At 39.4% G+C, this 21,307-nt stretch carries 16 protein-coding genes and 1 pseudogene; 2 read left to right on the plus strand and 15 right to left on the minus strand.

Going from position 1 to position 21,307, the window contains the following annotated elements:
- A pseudogene (locus G586_RS26775) lies at positions 1–210 on the plus strand (IS1634 family transposase); the annotation flags it as partial.
- Positions 211–377: 167 nt separating this feature from the next.
- Here G586_RS26775 and nspC read toward each other — a convergent pair.
- On the minus strand, positions 378–1,562 hold the full coding sequence (gene nspC / locus G586_RS0102805; RefSeq protein ID WP_035772328.1) for a carboxynorspermidine decarboxylase: 1,185 nt from the start codon (positions 1,560–1,562) through the stop codon (positions 378–380).
- A 32-nt stretch (positions 1,563–1,594) separates the two neighbouring features.
- The gene (locus G586_RS0102810) at positions 1,595–2,311 is read right to left on the minus strand and encodes a tRNA threonylcarbamoyladenosine dehydratase (RefSeq protein WP_026526477.1); all 717 of its coding nucleotides are present in this window, start codon (positions 2,309–2,311) and stop codon (positions 1,595–1,597) included.
- Between the two features lie 151 nt (positions 2,312–2,462).
- On the opposite strand from G586_RS0102810, the gene G586_RS0102815 reads away from it, so the two are divergent.
- A complete protein-coding gene (locus G586_RS0102815) occupies positions 2,463–2,828 on the plus strand; it encodes a response regulator (RefSeq protein ID WP_026526478.1) in 366 nt (121 codons plus the stop codon).
- A 91-nt stretch (positions 2,829–2,919) separates the two neighbouring features.
- On the opposite strand, the gene G586_RS0102820 is transcribed toward G586_RS0102815, so the two are convergent.
- From G586_RS0102820 to leuB, 13 genes are all read right to left on the minus strand, one after another.
- Entirely contained in the window at positions 2,920–4,182 is a 1,263-nt protein-coding gene (locus G586_RS0102820; RefSeq protein WP_026526479.1) for a saccharopine dehydrogenase family protein, read from the minus strand.
- A gap of 296 nt (positions 4,183–4,478) precedes the next feature.
- Positions 4,479–5,342: a polyamine aminopropyltransferase gene (gene speE, locus G586_RS0102825; RefSeq protein ID WP_026526480.1), complete on the minus strand. Its 864-nt coding sequence runs from the start codon at positions 5,340–5,342 to the stop codon at positions 4,479–4,481.
- A gap of 51 nt (positions 5,343–5,393) precedes the next feature.
- Positions 5,394–6,842, minus strand: a complete 1,449-nt coding sequence (locus G586_RS0102830; protein WP_026526481.1) for an aminotransferase class I/II-fold pyridoxal phosphate-dependent enzyme — start codon at positions 6,840–6,842, stop codon at positions 5,394–5,396.
- Positions 6,843–7,007: 165 nt separating this feature from the next.
- Positions 7,008–8,684 (minus strand): HlyD family efflux transporter periplasmic adaptor subunit, encoded by a 1,677-nt coding sequence (locus G586_RS0102840; RefSeq protein ID WP_196811538.1) that lies wholly within the window; start codon positions 8,682–8,684, stop codon positions 7,008–7,010.
- Positions 8,685–8,814: 130 nt separating this feature from the next.
- The gene (locus tag G586_RS0102845) at positions 8,815–10,056 is read right to left on the minus strand and encodes a DUF1015 domain-containing protein (RefSeq protein WP_026526483.1); all 1,242 of its coding nucleotides are present in this window, start codon (positions 10,054–10,056) and stop codon (positions 8,815–8,817) included.
- A gap of 14 nt (positions 10,057–10,070) precedes the next feature.
- Positions 10,071–11,240, minus strand: coding sequence for a phosphoglycerate dehydrogenase (locus G586_RS0102850; RefSeq protein WP_026526484.1), 1,170 nt, complete (start codon positions 11,238–11,240; stop codon positions 10,071–10,073).
- 90 nt (positions 11,241–11,330) lie between these two features.
- Positions 11,331–12,413 (minus strand): 3-phosphoserine/phosphohydroxythreonine transaminase, encoded by a 1,083-nt coding sequence (gene serC, locus G586_RS0102855; protein WP_026526485.1) that lies wholly within the window; start codon positions 12,411–12,413, stop codon positions 11,331–11,333.
- A gap of 178 nt (positions 12,414–12,591) precedes the next feature.
- Positions 12,592–13,656, minus strand: a complete 1,065-nt coding sequence (locus G586_RS0102860; RefSeq protein WP_026526486.1) for a bifunctional glycosyltransferase family 2/GtrA family protein — start codon at positions 13,654–13,656, stop codon at positions 12,592–12,594.
- Positions 13,657–13,681: 25 nt separating this feature from the next.
- Entirely contained in the window at positions 13,682–15,175 is a 1,494-nt protein-coding gene (locus tag G586_RS24560; RefSeq protein ID WP_081674153.1) for a L,D-transpeptidase, read from the minus strand.
- A gap of 19 nt (positions 15,176–15,194) precedes the next feature.
- Entirely contained in the window at positions 15,195–16,880 is a 1,686-nt protein-coding gene (gene ilvB / locus G586_RS0102870) for a biosynthetic-type acetolactate synthase large subunit (protein WP_026526488.1), read from the minus strand.
- A gap of 26 nt (positions 16,881–16,906) precedes the next feature.
- Positions 16,907–18,571 (minus strand): dihydroxy-acid dehydratase, encoded by a 1,665-nt coding sequence (ilvD, locus tag G586_RS0102875; RefSeq protein ID WP_026526489.1) that lies wholly within the window; start codon positions 18,569–18,571, stop codon positions 16,907–16,909.
- A gap of 9 nt (positions 18,572–18,580) precedes the next feature.
- A complete protein-coding gene (locus tag G586_RS0102880; RefSeq protein WP_026526490.1) occupies positions 18,581–20,221 on the minus strand; it encodes a glycosyltransferase family 39 protein in 1,641 nt (546 codons plus the stop codon).
- Positions 20,202–21,302 (minus strand): 3-isopropylmalate dehydrogenase, encoded by a 1,101-nt coding sequence (leuB, locus tag G586_RS0102885; RefSeq protein ID WP_026526491.1) that lies wholly within the window; start codon positions 21,300–21,302, stop codon positions 20,202–20,204. Before leuB ends, G586_RS0102880 begins: the two co-directional genes overlap by 20 nt.
- Positions 21,303–21,307: the final 5 nt, after the last annotated feature.

Below are 21,307 nucleotides of genomic sequence, written 5' to 3' on the forward strand. Positions count from 1 at the left end.
ATATATGATCTTGGTGACAAGTATGGGACTGAAGAAATCTTTGATTTCATCAGAGATTTCAGAGTAGCTCAAATATCCGAAAGGAAATATATAAACCTTACAAGGAATTCTGAGTTTATTAATGCTCTGGCGTCAGAAACAAGTCTTCCATTGACATCATATTTTCTTAATAACGAAGAAATAAAAAAAGTACTAAACCACAGATTTTAACATGTGGTTTAGCACTATAATTTTGCTTCAACTCCGAAAGACAGGTATCAGATGTATCATATTTGATAATCAGGAAAAAAAATACCGCCAAAAGTAGGTAATTTTGAAAAAAATTTTCGCATACTTACTTTTGCGGTATTTTAAATATATTAATACTTCATATAGATTTATAATCTCATTTTAAAATCATTGTAGCCAAAGGTTTTGACTACTTCACATTTTCCATCCACGCGGCGAATTGCTATATCTGGAAGCGGCATACCGTTGAAGGTATTATTCTTTACCATACTGTAGATAGCCATATCCTCAAATGTGAGTCTGTCTCCTATTTTAATTTCCTTAGCAAAGCTGTAATCACCTATCACATCTCCTGCAAGGCAGGTTCTGGATGATAATCTGTAGTTATATGCTTTTTCATTTAGCTCGCCGCTATCCTTAAGTGGCGGTCTGTAGGGCATCTCCAGAACATCCGGCATATGACAGGCTGCAGAAGTGTCGAGAATAAGCACCGGTAATCTGTCGGTTTTCACTATATCCATTACCGTTGTTATGAGATATCCGGCATCCAGTGCGATTGCTTCTCCAGGTTCCAGATAAACCTCAACAGCGTATGTATCTTTGATATATTTTATAAGCTTTATTAGACCTTCCCTGTCATAGTCAGGCTTAGTAATATGATGCCCACCGCCAAGATTTATCCATTTTAAAGCTGATTTATTTTCATGATCATTCTTATCCGGAAGGAATCTTTCGAACTTTTTCTCAAAGAATTCAAAGGTTTCCTTTAATGGTTCAAAGCCCTGTTCACAGAGAGTATGAAAATGAATTCCCTCAACGCCTTCGGGAAGCCTATCCGGCATGTCACATAATCTAATACCAAGTCTTGATCCTGGAGCACAGGGATCGTAGATCTCATGACCATCCTGCGTAGAGAATTCAGGATTTACCCTAAGACCTACAGATAGCTGACCTTTTGATACAGCCTTCTCCCATGTATGTCTATGATGCTCAAGCTGATTAAGTGAATTAAAAACTATATGATCTGCAATTTCACACAGCTCTATCATCTCTTCATCATGAAAAGCAGGCTCAAAAACGTGTACTTCCGGCTTATTTGAAGCTTCATTTTTTCTATGGAACTCTTCATATGCAAGTTTTGCCTCGTACAATCCTGATGCAGTAGTACCCAAAAGATACTCAGCAATTAGTGGATATGTGCTGTATGCTGAAAAAGCTTTCTGAGCAAGTAAAATGCGTGCTCCTGATCTGTCCTGTACACTTTTTAAAATTTCACAGTTCTCCCGCAGTTTCTTTTCATCTATCACGTAAACAGGTGTTTTTAAGTTGTTCATTTTATGTATTCCTCATTAACTAAAAGATTAAATTATTCAGCGATCAAATCACGTACAACTTCGCTGGCAATAACAAGACCGCAGGCAGCAGGTGTAAATGCTGTACTTCCGGGTGTTGATCTTCGTGAAGAATCACCTGAAGTATTTACCATATTGTCATTTTTTATTGGTTCCTCCTCAGAGTAAACCACTTTCAGTTCATCGATATTTCTTTTTTTCAGTTCTCTTCGCATTACTCTGCACAAAGGGCAGACCTTAGTATCATAAATATCAGCTACGCTGAACTTTGAAGGATCAAGCTTATTACCTGCACCCATGGCACTAATTACAGGAATGCCTATTTCCTTCGCTCTCATTATGATTTCAATTTTGGCGGTTACTGTATCAACAGCGTCAACAATGTAGTCATACTGGCTAAAATCGAAGTCATCCGCATTCTCGGGAAGATAAAAGCATCGGTGAACATTAACTGACACCTCCGGATTTATATCAAGCATTCTATCCCTCATAACATCCACTTTATATTTATCAATTGTGCTGTGAAGAGCTATTATCTGCCTGTTAAGATTACTTGTTGCAACTGTGTCGCTGTCAACAATATCAAATGTACCTATTCCGCTTCTAACTAAAGCTTCACATACATATCCTCCAACGCCGCCAACACCAAAAATGGCAACTCGTGATTTCTTAAGTTTTTCTACTGCAGCTTCTCCTATCAAAAGCTCAGTTCTCGAGAATTGTTCTTCCATATTCCAGTTCTTTCTTCATAATTGATTTTATTTTTTATTTATAGAATTGTAAGTCTTTTTTATTGGATATTGCCCAAATTTATTGTCATAATATTTATGTGAAATAGTTTTTAATACTAAAACAATAAAGAATTCCTATGCGGGGGTTATTATGCGTAAACGAATCCTTATAGCAGATGATACTACATTTATGAGAGAAATGCTAAAGTCAGCTTTGGACAAAGAAAAATATGAAATTGTAGGTGAGGCTACAACAGGAAAACAGGCTGTAGATCAGTTCAAGGAGAAAAAGCCTGATCTTCTCATACTTGACATTAATATGCCGGTTATGAACGGTATAGATGCGCTTACAGAAGTAATTGAATTTGATCCGAAAGCTAATGTCATCATGTGCTCTGATCAGAAACAAGAACCGATGATCGTGCTTGCCCTAAAAAGGGGAGCAAAGGATTTTGTAGTTAAGCCTTTCATGGCAAGTGATGTTGTCAGAGCCCTGGCAAAGGTTTTCAAAGAATAATTCTTTCCAGAACATAATTAAATCCTTAATTATATTTATATAAAAACAGAGAGTTGGTAATTTTACCACTCTCTGTTTTTCTATGTCATATTCAGTCGATCAGAGTAGGATTCTCTTCCACAACCCAAGGAAGTCCATACTCATTAAGCATCTCCATATATGGATCGGGATCGAACTCATCTGTAGTAAATACTCCGGGCTTCTTCCACTGTCCTGTTACAACAAGAGCTGTTCCTATCATTGCAGGAACACCGGTTGTATAGCTTATTGCCTGACTTCCAAGCTCTTTATAGCATTCCTGATGATCACATACATTATAAATGTATATTGTTCTCTCTTTACCATCCTTGATTCCGCGGAAAATACATCCAATATTGGTTTTTCCTACAGTTCTGGGGCCAAGGCTTGCGGGATCCGGAAGCAGAGCCTTTAAGAACTGAATGGGAACAATCTCTCTTCCCTCAAACATTACAGGGCTTGTTGAGAGCATTCCAACATCTTCAAGACATCTCATATGATCAAGATAGCTCTGGCCGAAGGTCATAAAGAAACGAATTCTCTTTACCTCAGGGAAATTTCTGCCAAGAGCTTCGATTTCCTCGTGATGAAGAAGGTACATATCCTTCTTACCTACCTGCGCAAAATCGTACTCTCTCTTGATTTCCATGGGCTTTGTCTCAACCCAGTGTCCATCCTCCCAATAGCTTCCGTTTGCAGAAACCTCACGAAGATTGATTTCAGGATTAAAATTGGTTGCAAAAGCATAACCATGATCGCCACCATTACAATCCATGATATCTATGTAATGAATTTCATCAAAATAGTGCTTTTTAGCATAGGCTGTAAATACGGATGTTACTCCGGGATCAAAGCCTGTTCCAAGAAGAGCGGTAAGTCCTGCTTCCTTGAATTTATCGAAATAAGCCCACTGCCAACTGTAATCAAAGTATGCAGTAAAGCCCTTCTCCTTACAGCGCTTCTCATAAATTTTTCTCCATTCGGGATCATCTGTATCCTCAGGCTCATAGTTAGCTGTATCGATGTAATCTACCTTGCACTCAAGACAAGCATCCATGATAGTGAGGTCCTGATAAGGAAGTGCCACATTCAAAACAGCATCCGGCTTATAATTCTCAATTACTCTTTTGATGTCTGCAACATCATCAGCATTTACAGTATCAGTAGTGATTTTAACGGTAGTTCCGGCCTTCTCAAGCTTTTCCTTAAGTGCATCACACTTGCTTACTGTTCGCGATGCTATGCACATCTCTGTGAAAACCTTATTGTTCTGTGCACACTTCTGAATTGCAACCTGTGCTACGCCACCGCAGCCAATTACTAATAATCTGCTCATTTTTTATCCTCCTTTAACCCTCATCCGTCAGCTTCGCTGACACCTTCCCCCTAAGGGGGAAGGCTTTAATATACTTGACTTCCCCCAGAGAAGGAAGACTTTAATTTACTTGCCTTCCCCCAGAGAAGGAAGACTTTAATTTACTTGCCTTCCCCCAAGAGAAGGAAGACTTTAATTTTCTTGCCTTCCCCCAGAGAAGGAAGACTTTAATTTTCTTGCCTTCCCCCAGAGAAGGAAGACTTTAATTTACTTGCCTTCCCCCTCTGGGGGAAGGTGCCCGAAGGGCGGATGAGGGGTTACCTCGACATTGCTTCTTCTTCCTGCAACAAATCCTCAACATACTTAGGAAGCATAAATGCTCCTTTGTGAAGGTGTGTTGTATAATACCAGGTTTTTATATTTCTCTCATCCCATCTGTCAGGATTAAAGTCCTTAAGCGGGTGATATTTCTTACTTGCAAATCCAAAGAGCCAATAACCGGCAGGACATGTAGGAATATGTGCCTGGTAAACTCTGTTTATAGGGAAAACCCTATAAGCCTTACGATGCATTGCTCTGCAGCTCTCTTCGTCCTCATCGTAGAAAGGACTACCATGCTGGTAAACCATGATTCCGTCATCATGAAGGGCCTTGTAGCAGCTGCCATAAAATTCCTTAGTGAAAAGTCCGGCCTCGTGTCCTAAAGGCTCAGTAACATCATTGATTATGAGGTCATACATATCATCACATTTACGGAGATATTTAAGTCCGTCCTGATAATAAATATGAACTCTGTCATCATCAAGACCACATGCATTGTCCGGAAAATACTGTTTGCAGACTTCCACAAACATGCTATCCGGCTCTACTACATCAATAACCTTAATCTCATCATAGTGGCTTAGCTCTCTGGCAACACCGCCATCGCCACCGCCAAGGACAAGTACTCTTTGTACCTTGGGATGAACAGCCATGGGAACATGAACTATCATCTCATCATATGTGAACTCATCCTTCTCGGAAAATATAATATTACCGTCTGAAGCAAGAAATTTACCAAACTCAGGAGAATCAAAAACATCAATCCTCTGAAACTCACTTGACCCTGAAAACAACTGCTTAGAAAGACGAATGCTTATCTTAACATTCTTGGTGTGCATATCACTGAACCAATAATCCATTTCAGCCATATCAAACCTCCTATTTTCAGATGGCTAATCCGCCATAATAATTTATTTAAGTACCTGAAGCTCTGATATATCCTCACTTTCAGGGCCCTGCATGGAGCAGCCCTTTTCCTTGGCTGTCTGGATATAATCAAGTATCTCTTTGGTAACTACTTCACCTGGAGAAATAATCGGTATTCCCGGAGGATAGCACATTACGGATTCAGCAGATATTCTTCCTACTGTTTCAATAATAGGAAGTGATTCCTTCTCGGCATAAAAAGCTTCCTGCGGCGTAGCTTTAACTATAGGAGTCACATATTCTGCTGAGAAAAAGCTCTGCTCAGGCTTTGCATAAAGTCTTCTGATATCTGCAAGAGCACCTGCAAGTCTCTCTATATCCTGAAGTCTGTCACCTATTGAAATATATGCCATGACATTTGACAGGTCCCCGAACTCCATCTGAATATCATATTCATCTCTTAAAAGATCATATACTTCTATTCCGGTGAGTCCTACACCTCTTACATTGACAACAAGCTTCGTCTCATCAAAATCGTAAATGCTACCGCCATTAATAAGTTCATGTCCGTATGCATAGTAACCGGGAATCTCATTTATCTCTTCTCTGGCATACTTGGCCATTCCTGTGACCTTCTCAAAGCTGTCTTTTCCGTGAAGAGCAAGATTCCTTCTGGAGATATCAAGGCTTGCTATAAGCAGATAGCTTGCACTTGTAGTCTGAGTCAGATTAACAATTCTGCTGATATATCCTATATTAGCATTTTTACCACAAAGCAGGATGGAGCTTTGTGTAAGGCTTCCACCTGATTTATGCATACTGATTGCAGCCATATCCGCTCCGGCCTTCATGCCGCAAAGGGGCAAATTGGGTCCGAAATACAGATGCGTACCATGAGCCTCATCAACCAAAGCCTTCATTCCATTCGCATGGGCAAGATCGACTATTGCCTGCAGATTTGAACAAATTCCATAATACGAAGGATTATTTATTAAAATTGCCTTCGCATCAGGATTCTCTTTTATAGCGGCTTCAACATCCGAAAGCTCCATGCCAAGTGGTATTCCAAGCTTTGTATCAACCTTAGGATCAATATATACAGGAACAGCTCCGCAAAGAATAAGAGCATTTATAGCACTTTTATGGACATTTCTTGGCATAATGATCTTCTCACCGTGCTTAACCGATGACAAAACCATAGCCTGAACGGCACTGGTAGTACCATTGACCATTAAAAACGCATGCTCGGCACCAAAGGCATCAGCCGTAAGTTCCTCCGCTTCCTTAATAACAGATACCGGATGACACAAATTATCAAGCGGCTTCATGGAATTAACATCTATTCCGACACATTGCTCCCCAAGAAAACGCACTAGTTCTGCATTTCCGCGTCCTCTCTTATGTCCGGGCACGTCAAAGGGCACAACTCTTTGTTTTCTAAATCTTTCAAGCGCCTCATAAACCGGCGCCTTTCTCTGACGATCCAGATCCAATTATCCATCCTCCGAATAAATATATAATGATAATAAAAGGGTGGTATGCTCATTCAGCATACTACCCTCTTTTCCATGCTTTTCAGGCACAATTATCTTATCATTAATGGGGGCAAAGTCAAGCAAAACACCACATGTATTTGCAACACTTTTTAAGCCCAAAACTTATTTTTTAACTCTAAGTTTTTTGCCCTCGTCATCACTGTTTATTTCTGTTGTTATTATTGTGTCATTTTCAGTAATTCCGTTTGTAATTATTGTATATCCGTTATCGGTTGTACCGGTTGTTACTATTCTCTTTTCTGCCATCCCATCATTTAAGACATAAACATATTCACTTTTATCATCTGAATGAACAGCCTTCTCTGATATGCTCAGTGTTGTCTTTTTAATATTGGACATAATTTCAATCTGTGCACCAATTCCGATTGTAGGATTTGCATTTTCATCATCAAGCGAGACAACAACCCTGACTCTAGGCTCGCCTTCCGAATCTGAGCTTGCAATCTGACCTATATCAGAAACCTGTCCATTGTAGGATTTATCTCCTATTTTTACCTTTGCTTTCTGTCCTGCCTTTACTCTGTCGAGTTCTTCTCTTGATAATAGAATTGAAGCTTTATATCCACTACTTGGCTGAATGACGAACAGAGGTGTTCCCATCTCGGTCACAGCTCCTTTATCAACCAATTTATCAATAATAGTCCCGCTAATCGAAGCCTTTATACCCTGTCTTGCTATTTCAAGATCTTTTTGTGCTGATTCCTGTTCTGCTTTTGCAAGAGCAGCTGAATCTTCATACTGCTTAAGCTTTGTATCACTAAGTATTTTATCTTCAGCAGCCTTCTGCTCTTCAAGGCTGGCATCCCATTCATTGTTAATTACATCAAGCTCCTTAGAGAGCTTCATATACTCTTCATATTGCTGACTCATGGTAGCTTGAAGCGACGTCGATGAAAGCACCTTCTTTTTATCAGCAAGATCGGTCTCAAGGCCTTCAACAGAACCTTCTGTTGTTTCTTTATTAGCTATCGTCTGATCAATTTGAAGTTCAAGATTTTCTTTTTCTCCCTTTTTCTCGTCCCTTTCATTCTTCAGTGATGTAAGGTTCTTCTTTTCACTCTCCATCAAAACCTTATAGCTTGAATATGCAGGAGAATCGGATCCGCATTTAGCCATCTCATCCTGATAGGATTCAATAAGTTCCTTTGATTCTTCAATTTTTACATTAAGGGAATCAATATCAGTTCCTAAATTTTCAAGCTTTTTCTGAGACTCCTCATAGTTTGTTGCTTCATTTGCAAGCTTTGAAGACTCAGAAGAAAGATTTTTTTCGATATTGCTAATCTCGCCTTCAATCTTTTGAATGCTCTGATTAAGGGTGCTTCTGTTAGCATTATAGGCTGCACTGATTTCATTCATTCTGTCAACAATCTCATCATATTTTACATTAAGACTGTTCGACTCACTTTTGGCATTCTCTGCTTTTTCTATATAATCTTCATTTTCCTTTAAAGCAGCAATATAACCGTCTTCATAATATGCTGCATTTAATTCGGCTTTATTATATCTTTCCTCAGCATCAGCAAGATCATACATTGCAAGAATATCTCCGGTATTAATAACATCATTTACACCGGATGTCACCTGTGCCAATTTACCTGAAATAGGCGCATAAACAGTTACAGGTTCATCTGCTTCGATCAAACCTGACTCTGTAATATTCTGACTTATTTCTTTTTTTACTACTTGTTCTACTTCAACGGGATTTGGCAGCATACTCAAGCCAAGAACACTTCCGGCAGCTGCAAGAACTATTGCCCCAGCAATTATATTTTTCATTACCCTCTTCATAAGCTTAATTCCCCATATCTCAAAAGATAAAAAAATTTTATCACAACAGACTGATATTGCAATAGATAAAAGGCTGTTATCCTTGAAATAACAGCCTTTTTATTGATGCCAATATAAATTATTCAGCTATAGCGTGAATGAATAAACCACTTAGAAGTTTAGGTTCAAACCAGGTGGATTTCGGAGGCATAAGCCTTCCCGCATCCGCAACCGCAAATAATTCATGAATATCTGTCGGATACATCGAAAAAGCCAGGACGCAATCTTTGCCACATCTCTTTTCAAGCTCTGAAAGTCCACGGATTCCACCGACAAAGTCTATTCTGGGATCATTCTTGGGATCACTGATATTAAGCAGCGGAGTAAGTACCTGATTCTGAAGTATGCTTACATCAAGACCATCTACCGCATCATTGCTGATAATATCATCATGGGCATTTAGTCTGTACCATTTATTGCCAAGAAGCATACCTATTTCGCATTTCTTCGAAGGCTTTACTGCTTCGGTTTCTTTAGCAACATCGAACTTCTCGGATATCTTTTGAAGGAATTCGTCCTCGCTCATCCCACCAAGATCCTTAATCACACGGTTATAATCCATGATCATAAGCTCACTATCAGGGAAAAGTACAGATAAGAAGAAATCATACTCCTTATTACCTGTTGCAGAAGGATCCTCAGCTCTTCTCTTCTTTGCTACCTTAACAGCTGAAGCGCATCTGTGATGACCATCAGCAATATAAATGCTGTCCATAGTACCGAAAGCATCAGCAATTGCTTTTATCTCATCGTCTCTGTTAACAACGAAAACTCTGCTCTTAATGCCTTCCTTTGTAACAAAGTCATATACAGGCTTCTCTTCTGCCTTAACTCTGTTTATGACACTTCTTATTGCATCATTTTCTCTATAGCAAAGGAAAATCGGTCCTGTCTGTGCATCACAGGAATCGACATGATGAATTCTGTCAGCTTCCTTCTTGGCAAGGGTGTTCTCATGCTTTTTTATTATGTTATTGTCATAGTCATCTACAGAGCTGCAAGCTACAATACCGGTCTGAACTCTGCCATCCATTGTCTGCTCATAAAGATAGTAACAAGGCTTATCTTCATGAATAAAGGTGCCGTTCTCAATTTTCTCCCAGAGCATATCATGTGCCTTCTGATAAACTTCCTCGGCGTACATGTCATAATCCTCAGGAAACTGCGTCTCCGGTCTGTCTATTGCAAGGAATGATAAAGGTTCACGTAAAACCTCGACCCTTGCCTCCTCTCTGTTATATACATCATAGGGAAGCGCAGCCACCCTTGATGCGACATCACTACCCGGACGATAGGCAGCAAAAGCCCTCACATCAGCCATAAATATTAACCTCTTTATACGTCTTTTCTTACTACGCGGACTCTGATTACACCATCGATCTTGCTTACATTTGAAACCAGCTCATCTGAAATTGCTGTTTCAACGTCGATGATTGTATAAGCATAGTCACCTCTTGATTTATTTGTCATGTTAGAAATATTGTAACCTGCATTTGCAAGAACCTGAGTAAACTGGCCGATCATACCTGAAACATTCTTGTGAATGATAGCAAGACGAGGTCCTGTGCAGATTCCCTGCTCGCAGCGAGGCATATTTACAGAGTTAACAATGTTACCATTCTCAAGGAAGTCCTTCATCTGAAGAACAGCCTTAACAGCACAGTTGTCCTCTGACTCCTCTGTTGATGCACCAAGGTGAGGAATTACGATACATCCGTCGTGACCTGCTGTTACAGTATTCGGGAAGTCAGTAACATACTTTCTGATCTTGCCGGAGTTAATTCCTGAAAGAACATCAGCCTCATTGCAAAGGATGTCTCTTGCAAGGTTGATAAGGATAACACCCTTCTTCATCTTAGCGATTGCTTCAGCATTAACCATGCCCTTTGTGCTGTCAAGAGCAGGAACATGGATTGTGATAATGTCACACTTTGAGAAGATATCATCAACATTAGTTACATGCTTAACATCAGAAGAGAGGCTCCAAGCAGCATCAACTGAAAGGTAAGGATCATATCCGTATACATCCATACCAAGATTTCTTGCAGCATTAGCAACTCTTACACCTATTGCTCCAAGACCGATGATACCAAGCTTCTTACCTGCAATCTCAGTACCTGCAAACTTCTTTTTTGTCTTCTCTGTGAGCTTTGCAATCTCAGGATCACCTGCATTTGCACTTACCCACTGAACACCACCGATGATGTCACGGGATGCGATAAGCATAGCAGCGATAACCATCTCCTTAACACCATTAGCATTAGCACCGGGAGTATTGAATACAACAATACCTTCATCTGCACATCTATCTACGGGGATGTTGTTTACACCGGCACCTGCTCTTGCAATTGCAAGAAGGTTATCTGAAAACTCCATCTCGTTCATGTTTGCACTTCTTACAAGAACACCATCAGCATCATCGATATTCTCAACTGCTTCGTAATCCTTTGTGAAATTATTAAGACCAACCTTTGCGATAGGGTTGAGGCACTTGTATTTAAACATTTTTATTCTCCTTATATATTCCCCTCATCAGTCAGCTTCGCTGACACCTTCTCCCCAAGGAGAAGGCTTGGATGTCAGTAATCTTTTTTATCAACCGTTAGTTTTCTCAAAGCTCTCCATGAAATCAACAAGCTTCTGAACGCCTTCCTTAGGCATAGCGTTGTAAATGCTTGCGCGCATACCGCCTACTGATCTGTGTCCCTTAAGGCTTACAAGACCATTTGCTGTCGCCTCAGCTATGAACTTAGCATTGAGCTCATCACTGTCAGTTACAAAAGGAACGTTCATAAGTGATCTGTCCTCAGGTCTTACAGTACCCTTGAACATCTTGCTGTTATCAAGGAAATCGTAAAGGATTGCAGCCTTCTCCTCATTTCTCTTCTTCATTTCTACAAGGCCGCCCTGCTCCTTAAGCCACTTAAATACAAGACCACACATGTAGATAGCCCAGCAGTTAGGTGTATTGTAAAGAGAACCGTTGTCAGCCTGAGTCTTCCACTTGAGCATGGTAGGAACGAAATCAGGAACATCATCTCTTATAAGGTCTTCTCTGATGATGCTGATTACAAGGCCTGCAGGACCTACGTTCTTCTGAACACCACCGTAGATTACGCCATAATCATTTACATTAACGGGCTCGGATAAGAAGCATGAAGAAACGTCTGATACAAGAATATGTCCCTTAGTATTGGGAAGCTTCTTAAACTTTGTTCCATAAATTGTATTGTTCTCACAGATGTATACATAATCTGCATCCTCAGGGATATCAAGATCAGAACAATCAGGAATATATGAGAAAGTTTTATCTGCACTTGATGCAACTTCTACAGCATCTCCGTACTTTTTAGCCTCAGCAAGAGCCTTCTTAGCCCACTGACCGGTAACAATATAAGCTGCCTTTTTATTCTGCATAAGGTTCATGGGAACTGCTGCAAACTGCTGACTTGCGCCTCCCTGAAGGAATAAAACTTTATAATTATCAGGAATATTCATAAGATCTCTGATATCCTGCTCAGCTGTCTGGATAACCTGATCGAATGTTTTTGATCTGTGACTCATCTCATTGATAGACATTCCGCAGCCGTTATAATCAAGCATTTCTGCTGCAGCCTGCTTTAAAACCTCTTCCGGAAGTACTGCCGGACCAGCACTAAAATTGTAAACTCTAGACACCACTTTTTCCTCCTGAACTTTTTCAAAAACCTCAAAAATATTTTTCCAGTTTTTGAATTTCGATTTTCAAATTGTTAATACCATTCTAACTACAAAATATTTTTTGTCAACTATATATTCCATAATTGATGTTATTTAATTATTTTACAAAAAAAATTGATGTTCTAAGACATCAATTTTATCTTTTAAAAACGAATCTCCTATTAAACTGATAAGCAACAAAAAATAGTACAAAGTCAGTAGGTATCTTGATTAGCACCTCTTCTCCGCCGACATATCTATGTATTGTGGAAACCAGAATCGCACTTATAAGCATTTGACAACCGGCCACAATAACGAACCTTTTAAATGTCTCTTTTTTACCATGTTTCTTTTTAAAAACAAAGCGATAATTAAAATTATACGACATTGTTGCTGATATTATTCTGGCAATTATAGTTGATATGTATATATAAATTTGGTGTCTGCCAAGTAAACTAAATCGTCCCAAAACAGTACACAGCAATGTGAATAAAATTATATCAACCAGTGTGGCCCATATTGATATCAGCATATATGTAGCGAAATTCACATATATGAAAAAGCTTTCACGCAAGGTTCTGTACTTTTCGGTCTTTTTGCGACTAGAAAAGGATGTCTCAAGGTCCGTTTCAATGACATCAATATGATAATTCTTTGTATATACAATTATATTTGTATCAAAGGAATAACCTTCTCCTATTACCTTAAGAAGCTTCTTCATGTATTTGGCGGGTATTCCTTTTAATATTGATTGAGAATCATTGACAGTGAGACCAAAAAGAAATCTGTATGAATATGTAAAAATAGTATTCGTGATCTTATTGGAAAGTTTAATTTCACTTTGAGATTTATCTCTGTTGGTTAATATCAAAGATTCCGGATTATCAGCAAGTAGTCTTGCACATTTACATATATCAGAAATCTTATAGATACCATTACAGTCACTTATAATGCATCCCTTTAAATCATCACAATTCAGAAGCGCATGATTAAAAGCTGTCTTTAAGCTTCTACCATAACCAAGATTGACGCTGTGATGGAGTATGGTGGCATTGAATTTTTGCTCAATATGCTCAAAAAAGCCTGCCATTTGCGGTCCATTACCATCATCAACAATAATAATCTTACTAAATCCATTTTCACTTAGATCACTTACCAGATTTATCAGATTATCATTTGGTTTATAAGCCGGTATTATTACCGGAATATCATTAAATATCATTCTATAGCTTTCCCGCATAAAAAAATTAATAATATAAAAGAACCGGTACCCCAACGTCTACAAGTTCGTAAAGGCGCTCCATCAGATCCAGAGGAGAATTGATACATCCATGGGAACCGGAGTGTTTATATATCTCGCCACCGAATTCCTTCCTCCAGGTTGCATCATGTATGCCAATGCCCTTGTTAACGCCAAGCCAGTAGTTTACATAAGAAGCATAATCAACACCTCTCAATATTGTGTGATATCTCTTATTGTAAACATGATAAAGGCCAACAGGTGTACCACGACCAAGAGATGTGTTGCCCGTAACAATATCGTACTGAATTGTAAGCTTACCATTCTTGTAATATCTGAGTTTTTGATTTCCCATGTCTACAAGAATGTACTCATCTCCAAGTTCATTTCCATCTACTGTAAACGACTTATTTGGTAATGCAATCTCATTCTCGGATGGTCCGATTCCTTCGATTGAATTGATAAAATCCTCGAACTCTTTCTTCTCATCAGCAAGCTTTCCATCTTTGCTTCCGCTTACGTAGATTGTCGCCTCTCCATCTTTCTGAAACTTTTCGATACAATTATTCGTATCAAGCTCTTCAAGACAGCCGTTTACAAAATCATATATTTGGGAACAGCTAAGGAGAATATTACCATCCTTATCCGTTACAAAGTTTTCTTCAATTTTATAATCTTTTGGAAATTGTATAGTCTTATTACCGGCAAGAAATAATCCTTCTCCAGGATTTTCTTCAGATAATTCCTCATCTTGTGCTTCACCAAGCTCATCTAAAGTGACCATCCATTCAGCAAAATCCTCAGATGCAGCAGCGAATTTCTTTTCGCCAATAACAAGAGCTGCCTGTATATTCTGAACTTCATCCACCTTATCATATACAGCTTTAAGCTCTTTATCACTTTCTGTAAGTGTCCTTATGTCATAGAACTGAATATCCTGGCTTAAATCAATCTCATACTCTTTATTTGATATAGCATTTTTGGCACAATCAAGGAATTTATTAAAATTTGGGATGGTTCGATCATCAACCTCAAGATAATATCCTTCTTCATTTCTCTTTAGCTCATAACAGTCACTGTTATCTTCATCGAATATTTTCCATTCCGCAAGAAGATTTCCGAGCTTTTCTTCATTAAAGGTAGGATTTCCCTGTATCTGTCGACTTCGCGAAGTCAAAAGATTGAGTCCCCATGCAAATGGGTTCTGTGACTCAAGCATATCCTTTAATTCATCATAATAATCGACTTTGAAATCGATATCATTGGCATCGATGAAACACTTTTGACCTTCCGCAGCAGTAATGAGCAAACCGCTGTAATATGAGTTTTTAACAAGGTCTCTATTAGCTTCTTCCGCTGTTTTACCTGTGCAGTAAATGTTATTGATCCAGGTTCCATAGGCAAAAGTGCCATTGTAATAAAAGCCCAGCATCAGATAAACTGCTACAAGCATACAGACGGAAAACGCCAATATAAGATATAGAATTCCCCTCTTTTTCATACCATTCCTCGGACAAATATTAAGCTCTGTCCTTACCCTCTAAATCTTTCTCATCAAAAGCTTCACTTATGGATCCACCGGGTGAAACCATAGGGAATACCTTTTCATCAGGATCCACGGCTATATCTATAAGAACCGGTCCTTTTGCAGCGAGCGCTTTCTTAAGCGCAGGTTCAACCTCATCTCTCTTCTTCACTCTGATTGCCGTACATCCAAGACCTTCAGCAACCTTACAATAATCAACCTTATCAGTAAGCACTGTATTTGAATAATGCTGATTATAATAAAGATTCTGCCACTGTCTTACCATTCCCAGAACCTGGTTGTTTATAACAATTTCTATTACATGAATATTATACCTGCTGGCTGTAGCAAGTTCATTCATATTCATTCTAAAGCATCCATCTCCGGCAATATTAACGACAGTTTTATCAGGCATACCAACCTTAGCACCGATTGCAGCTCCAAGTCCGTAACCCATAGTTCCAAGGCCACCGGAGGTAAGGAACATTCTAGGGCGCTTAAATCTGTAAAACTGAGCTGTCCACATCTGATGCTGTCCTACGTCGGTAGAAACAATAGCCTCACCATTTGTCAGCTTATCAAGAGTTTCGATAACATAAGGGCAGGTAAGTCCCTTCTTATCATAGCTCAGAGGGAACTTCTTCTCATATTCCTTTATATGAGCAATCCATTCTGAATGATTCTGCTGGGTAAGCTTATCATTGATCTTTGAAAGAACCTCTTTCAGATCACCAACTATAGAATAATCTGTTCTGATATTCTTGTTGATTTCAGCTGCATCAATATCAATCTGAAGGATTTTAGCCTTCTTAGCGAATGTCTTTGCATTACCGATAACTCTGTCTGAGAATCTTGCTCCAAGAGTAATAAGAAGGTCACACTCGCTGACACCGAAATTAGAAGTCTTAGTTCCATGCATACCGATCATGCCGGTGTAAAGACTGTGATGTCCGTTAAAAGCACCCTTTCCCATAAGTGTATCGCAAACAGGTGCCTGTATTCTCTCTGCAAGTGTAAGAAGTTCTTCATCAGCACCTGAAATAACTGCGCCGCCACCAACATAAATAAATGGCTTTTTAGCGTGCTCAATCATCTTTACAGCTGTTTTTATATCATCCTCTGTATACTTTACAGGCTTTTCCTTATGAATGGGCTTCTGTGGCTTATAATCGCATTTATTAGCGGTAACATCCTTTGTAATATCAACGATTACAGGGCCGGGTCTTCCGCTTCTTGCAATATCAAATGCTTTTCTAATAGTATCAGCAAGAGTCTTAACGTCCTTTACGATATAACCATGCTTTGTAATAGGCATAGTAATACCAGCAATATCGACCTCCTGGAAAGTGTCTTTTCCTAAAAGAGGCAGATTTACGTTACAGGTAATTGCTACCATCGGTACTGAATCCATATAGGCCGTAGCAATTCCGGTAACAAGATTAGTTGAACCGGGACCACTTGTTGCAAGACATACTCCAACCTTGCCTGTAGCTCTTGCATAGCCATCGGCTGCGTGCGAAGCGCCCTGTTCATGTGAGGTCAGAATGTGCTTAATCTGATCCTGCTGTTTGTAAAGTTCATCATATACGTTAAGGATTGTTCCTCCCGGATATCCAAAGACAGTATCTACTCCCTGCTCTTTAAGACACTCAAGAACAATCTGTGCTCCTGTAAGCTGCATAAAAAACTCCTTCTAACCCTTTTTAATTATTTTATTTCAAGTATTGCTCCCGTATTTCCGCTTGTAACCATCTTTTCATATCTTGCAAGATATCCTGTTGTTACCTTCGGCTGTCTGGGCTTCCATTCTGCCTTTCTCTTAGCAAGCTCCTCATCAGAAACCTTCATATCGAGCTTGTTGTTATTGATATCAATTGAGATGATATCTCCCTCTTTTACAAGTGCGATAGGTCCACCTACAGCTGCCTCAGGTGATACATGGCCTATAGAAGCACCACGGCTCGCTCCTGAAAAACGGCCGTCTGTAATAAGAGCAACTGAAGAACCAAGTCCCATACCGGCTATTGCAGATGTAGGATTAAGCATCTCTCTCATACCGGGGCCACCCTTAGGACCTTCATATCTGATAACAACAACGTCTCCTGAAACGATCTTACCGCCAAGAATAGCTGCGATAGCATCCTCTTCACAATCAAAGACTCTTGCAGGGCCTTCATGAACCATCATCTCAGGCACAACTGCTGATCTCTTTACAATACCTGTATCAGGTGCAAGATTTCCCTTAAGAACAGCAATACCACCATTAGGCATGTAAGGATTCTCAATAGGTCTTATAACCTCAGGATCAAGGTTATGAACACCTGCGATATTCTCTCCTACAGTCTTACCTGTGCATGTTATAAGATCTGTATGAAGAAGATTTTTCTTGGAAAGCTCGTTCATAACGGCATAGATACCGCCAGCTTCATTGAGATCCTCCATGTATGTAGGACCTGCAGGTGCAAGGTGGCAAAGGTTAGGAGTACGATCTGAAATCTCGTTTGCCATTTCCATATTTATCTCTATACCTGCTTCATGGGCAATTGCCGGAATATGAAGCATTGTATTAGTTGAGCATCCAAGAGCCATGTCCATAGCAAGGGCATTTTCAAATGCCTTCTCTGTCATGATATCTCTGGGACGAATGTTATTCTTAATAAGCTCCATTATCTGGTAGCCGGCTTTCTTGGCAAGTCTGATTCTTGCTGAATAAACAGCCGGAATAGTTCCGTTACCTCTAAGACCCATTCCGATTGCCTCTGTCAGACAGTTCATTGAATTAGCTGTGTACATACCTGAGCATGATCCACAGGTAGGACAAACCTTCTCCTCAAATTCAATAAGCTCATCATCAGTCATTTTTCCTGCAGATACGCTTCCTACTGCCTCGAACATTGAACTAAGTGAGCGCTTTTTACCATTAACGCGTCCTGCCATCATAGGACCACCGGAACAGAAAATGGTAGGAATATTAATTCTTGCGGCAGCCATAAGCATACCGGGAACACTCTTATCACAGTTAGGTATCATTACCATACCGTCAAAAGCGTGTGCCATAGCAAGACACTCTGTGCTGTCAGCAACAAGGTCTCTCGTTACGAGTGAATACTTCATTCCAATATGTCCCATAGCAATTCCATCGCAAACTGCAATTGCAGGAACAATAACGGGCATACCGCCGGCTTCAGCAACACCAAGCTTTACTGCCTGAGCAATTCTATCAAGTTCCATATGTCCGGGAACAATATCACTCTGTGAGCTAATAATACCAATAAGAGGCTTTTTCCTCTCCTCGGCTGTAAATCCAAGAGCATTAAAAAGGCTTCTGTGAGGGGCCTGTTGAAGTCCTTCCATTACGCGATCACTGTTCATAATAACCTCCTATCTTTTGTATAGAACAAAGTCTTCATTTTCATAAAAAATGTAGTAATTTGAATTTATATAATCCCAAGGGATTGTTTCATAAGTTACGTAAAATTTCCAACTGTCTTCTCCCGCAAAATCATCTGACATCATATCTCTGTCAACAAGAATATAATCACAGTCGGTCACATCTGTATTTTCACACTCAATATTCCAGCCAAATTTAAGCAAATACTGTTGATCACAATCCAGAACACATAAATGCTTCTTAGGCGAAGGATGGGCAATATAGAGAGCATTATAACAATTGGTCTCACGCTGTCCATATTGACTGTGATAATCAGGTCTTATCATCATAGAAGCTGAAAATATCAAAACAAATATGATAGGTACCCATTTTAAAAACATCAATAAAAAAGAGGCTTTTTCATGTCTTCTAAGCAAAAATCTTATCATTGCACTTACATGCCCGATGACATATGCATATGATATTGCAATAAGTACTCCCACATAAGAAAAAACTTTATAATATGGGAGTTTTGCCTGAATGATCATCATTATGGGATATCCCATTATGCTAAGGATCATCATTAAATTAAATATCGTTCTGCTATTTTCAAAGTGCCTTATACATTCGGTAATAAATAAAATAAGTACACTGATTGTAACAAATAAGGAAAGCGGAGCAAAACCCGGATACATCAGTCCGCTAAGGGCTTTTGCCCAGGAAACAAAATCAGCCAGATATGAAGTTCTGTTTACACCCTGAGCTGTTGACTTTGTAATCATATATGTGAAGCCTTTTGATAACGCCATGAATGGATGCGATATAATCAGCTTCAAATGTGGCATACCATAAAACGCACCTGCTTCATCCTTAACAATAAGATTTGCTCCTATAGCAAACCATATTATCAGGTATAAGCCAAGAAGAATAACCCCCGAAATGATTGCCGTTACAATGCAATTCTTCAGTCTTTTGAAATATCTGGTTTTCCAGATTGAATCACGGAAATCATAGGTTCTGTATCCATTTACCAAAAGGAATATAGCTGCTGCGAGGCATGCAGGAAATACCCAGTAAATGCTTGACGGTAATGTATATAATCCTAGAATAACTGCAACGCTTAAAGCGATATAATCATTAAGCTTGAAATCTTCTGATCTGCAAATGATTATCAGCTGCCTGAAAGTGATAATAAAGCATGTACATGCGAGGGTATAACCTCGTCCCTGAATTGACAGGTCATTTACAAGCATGCAGGAAAAATATAGCAGCATCGCACAATAGGCATACAAATCCTCAAGGAATCTCCTGCTCAATCTGTAAACAAGAAAAGGATTGAAAACAGCGCAAAGGAATGAGATTCCGCGAAGCCCAACATACGAATTGCCAAATGAATTGATAAGCGAGGATAAAACCGAATATCCTACATGATTATTTGCAAGCGGCCAGTGAATAGCTGAATATATCGGTCCCCTACTGATGAAATAGTAGTAAGTATATAATTCATCATACCAGGGTGTAAGATATGTCGCTCTCCAGATATAGTAAAACGCCATTGCTATGACCGTTAGCACGACAATCATATCTATCGGTTCCTGCGGCAGATAATCATATAAAGTTTTGTCTTCCGATTCAGTTGATTCTCGATGCAATTATATCTCCCATCTTAGAGCATCCGCATTTTTTATCTTCATCAATGCTCTCACTGGGGCGGATGAGATCTGTTGTGCGGTAGCCATCTTCAAGAGCTTTCTTTACAGCATTCTCAATACTGTCAGCTTCTTTTTCAAGCTTAAAGGTATATCTGAGCATCATAGCAGCAGAAAGAATTGTAGCAATAGGATTAGCTATATCCATTCCGGCTATATCAGGTGCACTTCCATGACTTGGCTCATATAGTCCAAAGGTTGATTCATTGAGAGAAGCACTGGGTAGCATACCAATTGAACCTGTGACCATGCTTGCTTCATCAGAAAGAATATCACCAAACATATTTTCAGTGAGAACCACATCAAATTGAGAAGGGTCCTTCACAAGCTGCATTGCACAGTTATCAACCAGCATATGTGAAAGCTCTACTTCAGGATAATCGGCAGCCACTTCCTCAACCACTTTTCTCCATAATCTTGAAGAATCAAGAACATTAGCCTTATCAACACTGATCACCTTCTTGGATCTTAACATTGCTACATCGAAGGCTTTAATTGCAATTCTTCTGATCTCACTCTCTTTATAAACAAGTGTATCAGTTGCAACAAGCTCACCATCTACTTCTTTAGTAAATCTGTCTCCAAAATAGAGACCACCGGTAAGTTCACGCATTATTAAGAGATCAAAGCCCTTTTCAGAGGTCTCTGATTTAAGAGGACATGCATCGCGAAGTTCCGGATACAAAAAAGCAGGTCTTAAATTAGCAAATAAATTCAAGGATTTACGGAGCCTAAGAAGTCCGGCCTCCGGTCTAAGAGATGGCTCAAGCTTATACCATGGTGAAGTGGAAGTATTTCCTCCTATTGAACCCATGAGAACAGCGTCAGCCTTTTTACACATTTCGATAGTTTCGTCAGTAAGTGGCGTGCCATAAGCATCGATAGAAGCACCACCCATTAAGACATCTGTGAATACAAATTCATGACCATATACAGAAGAAACCTTATTCAGAACCTTTTTAGCTTCTGCAACGATCTCCGGGCCTATTCCATCACCCGGAATACATGTGATCCCCATTTTCATAATTT

Source organism: Butyrivibrio sp. VCD2006, from assembly GCF_000423925.1.
GTDB lineage: Bacteria > Bacillota > Clostridia > Lachnospirales > Lachnospiraceae > Butyrivibrio.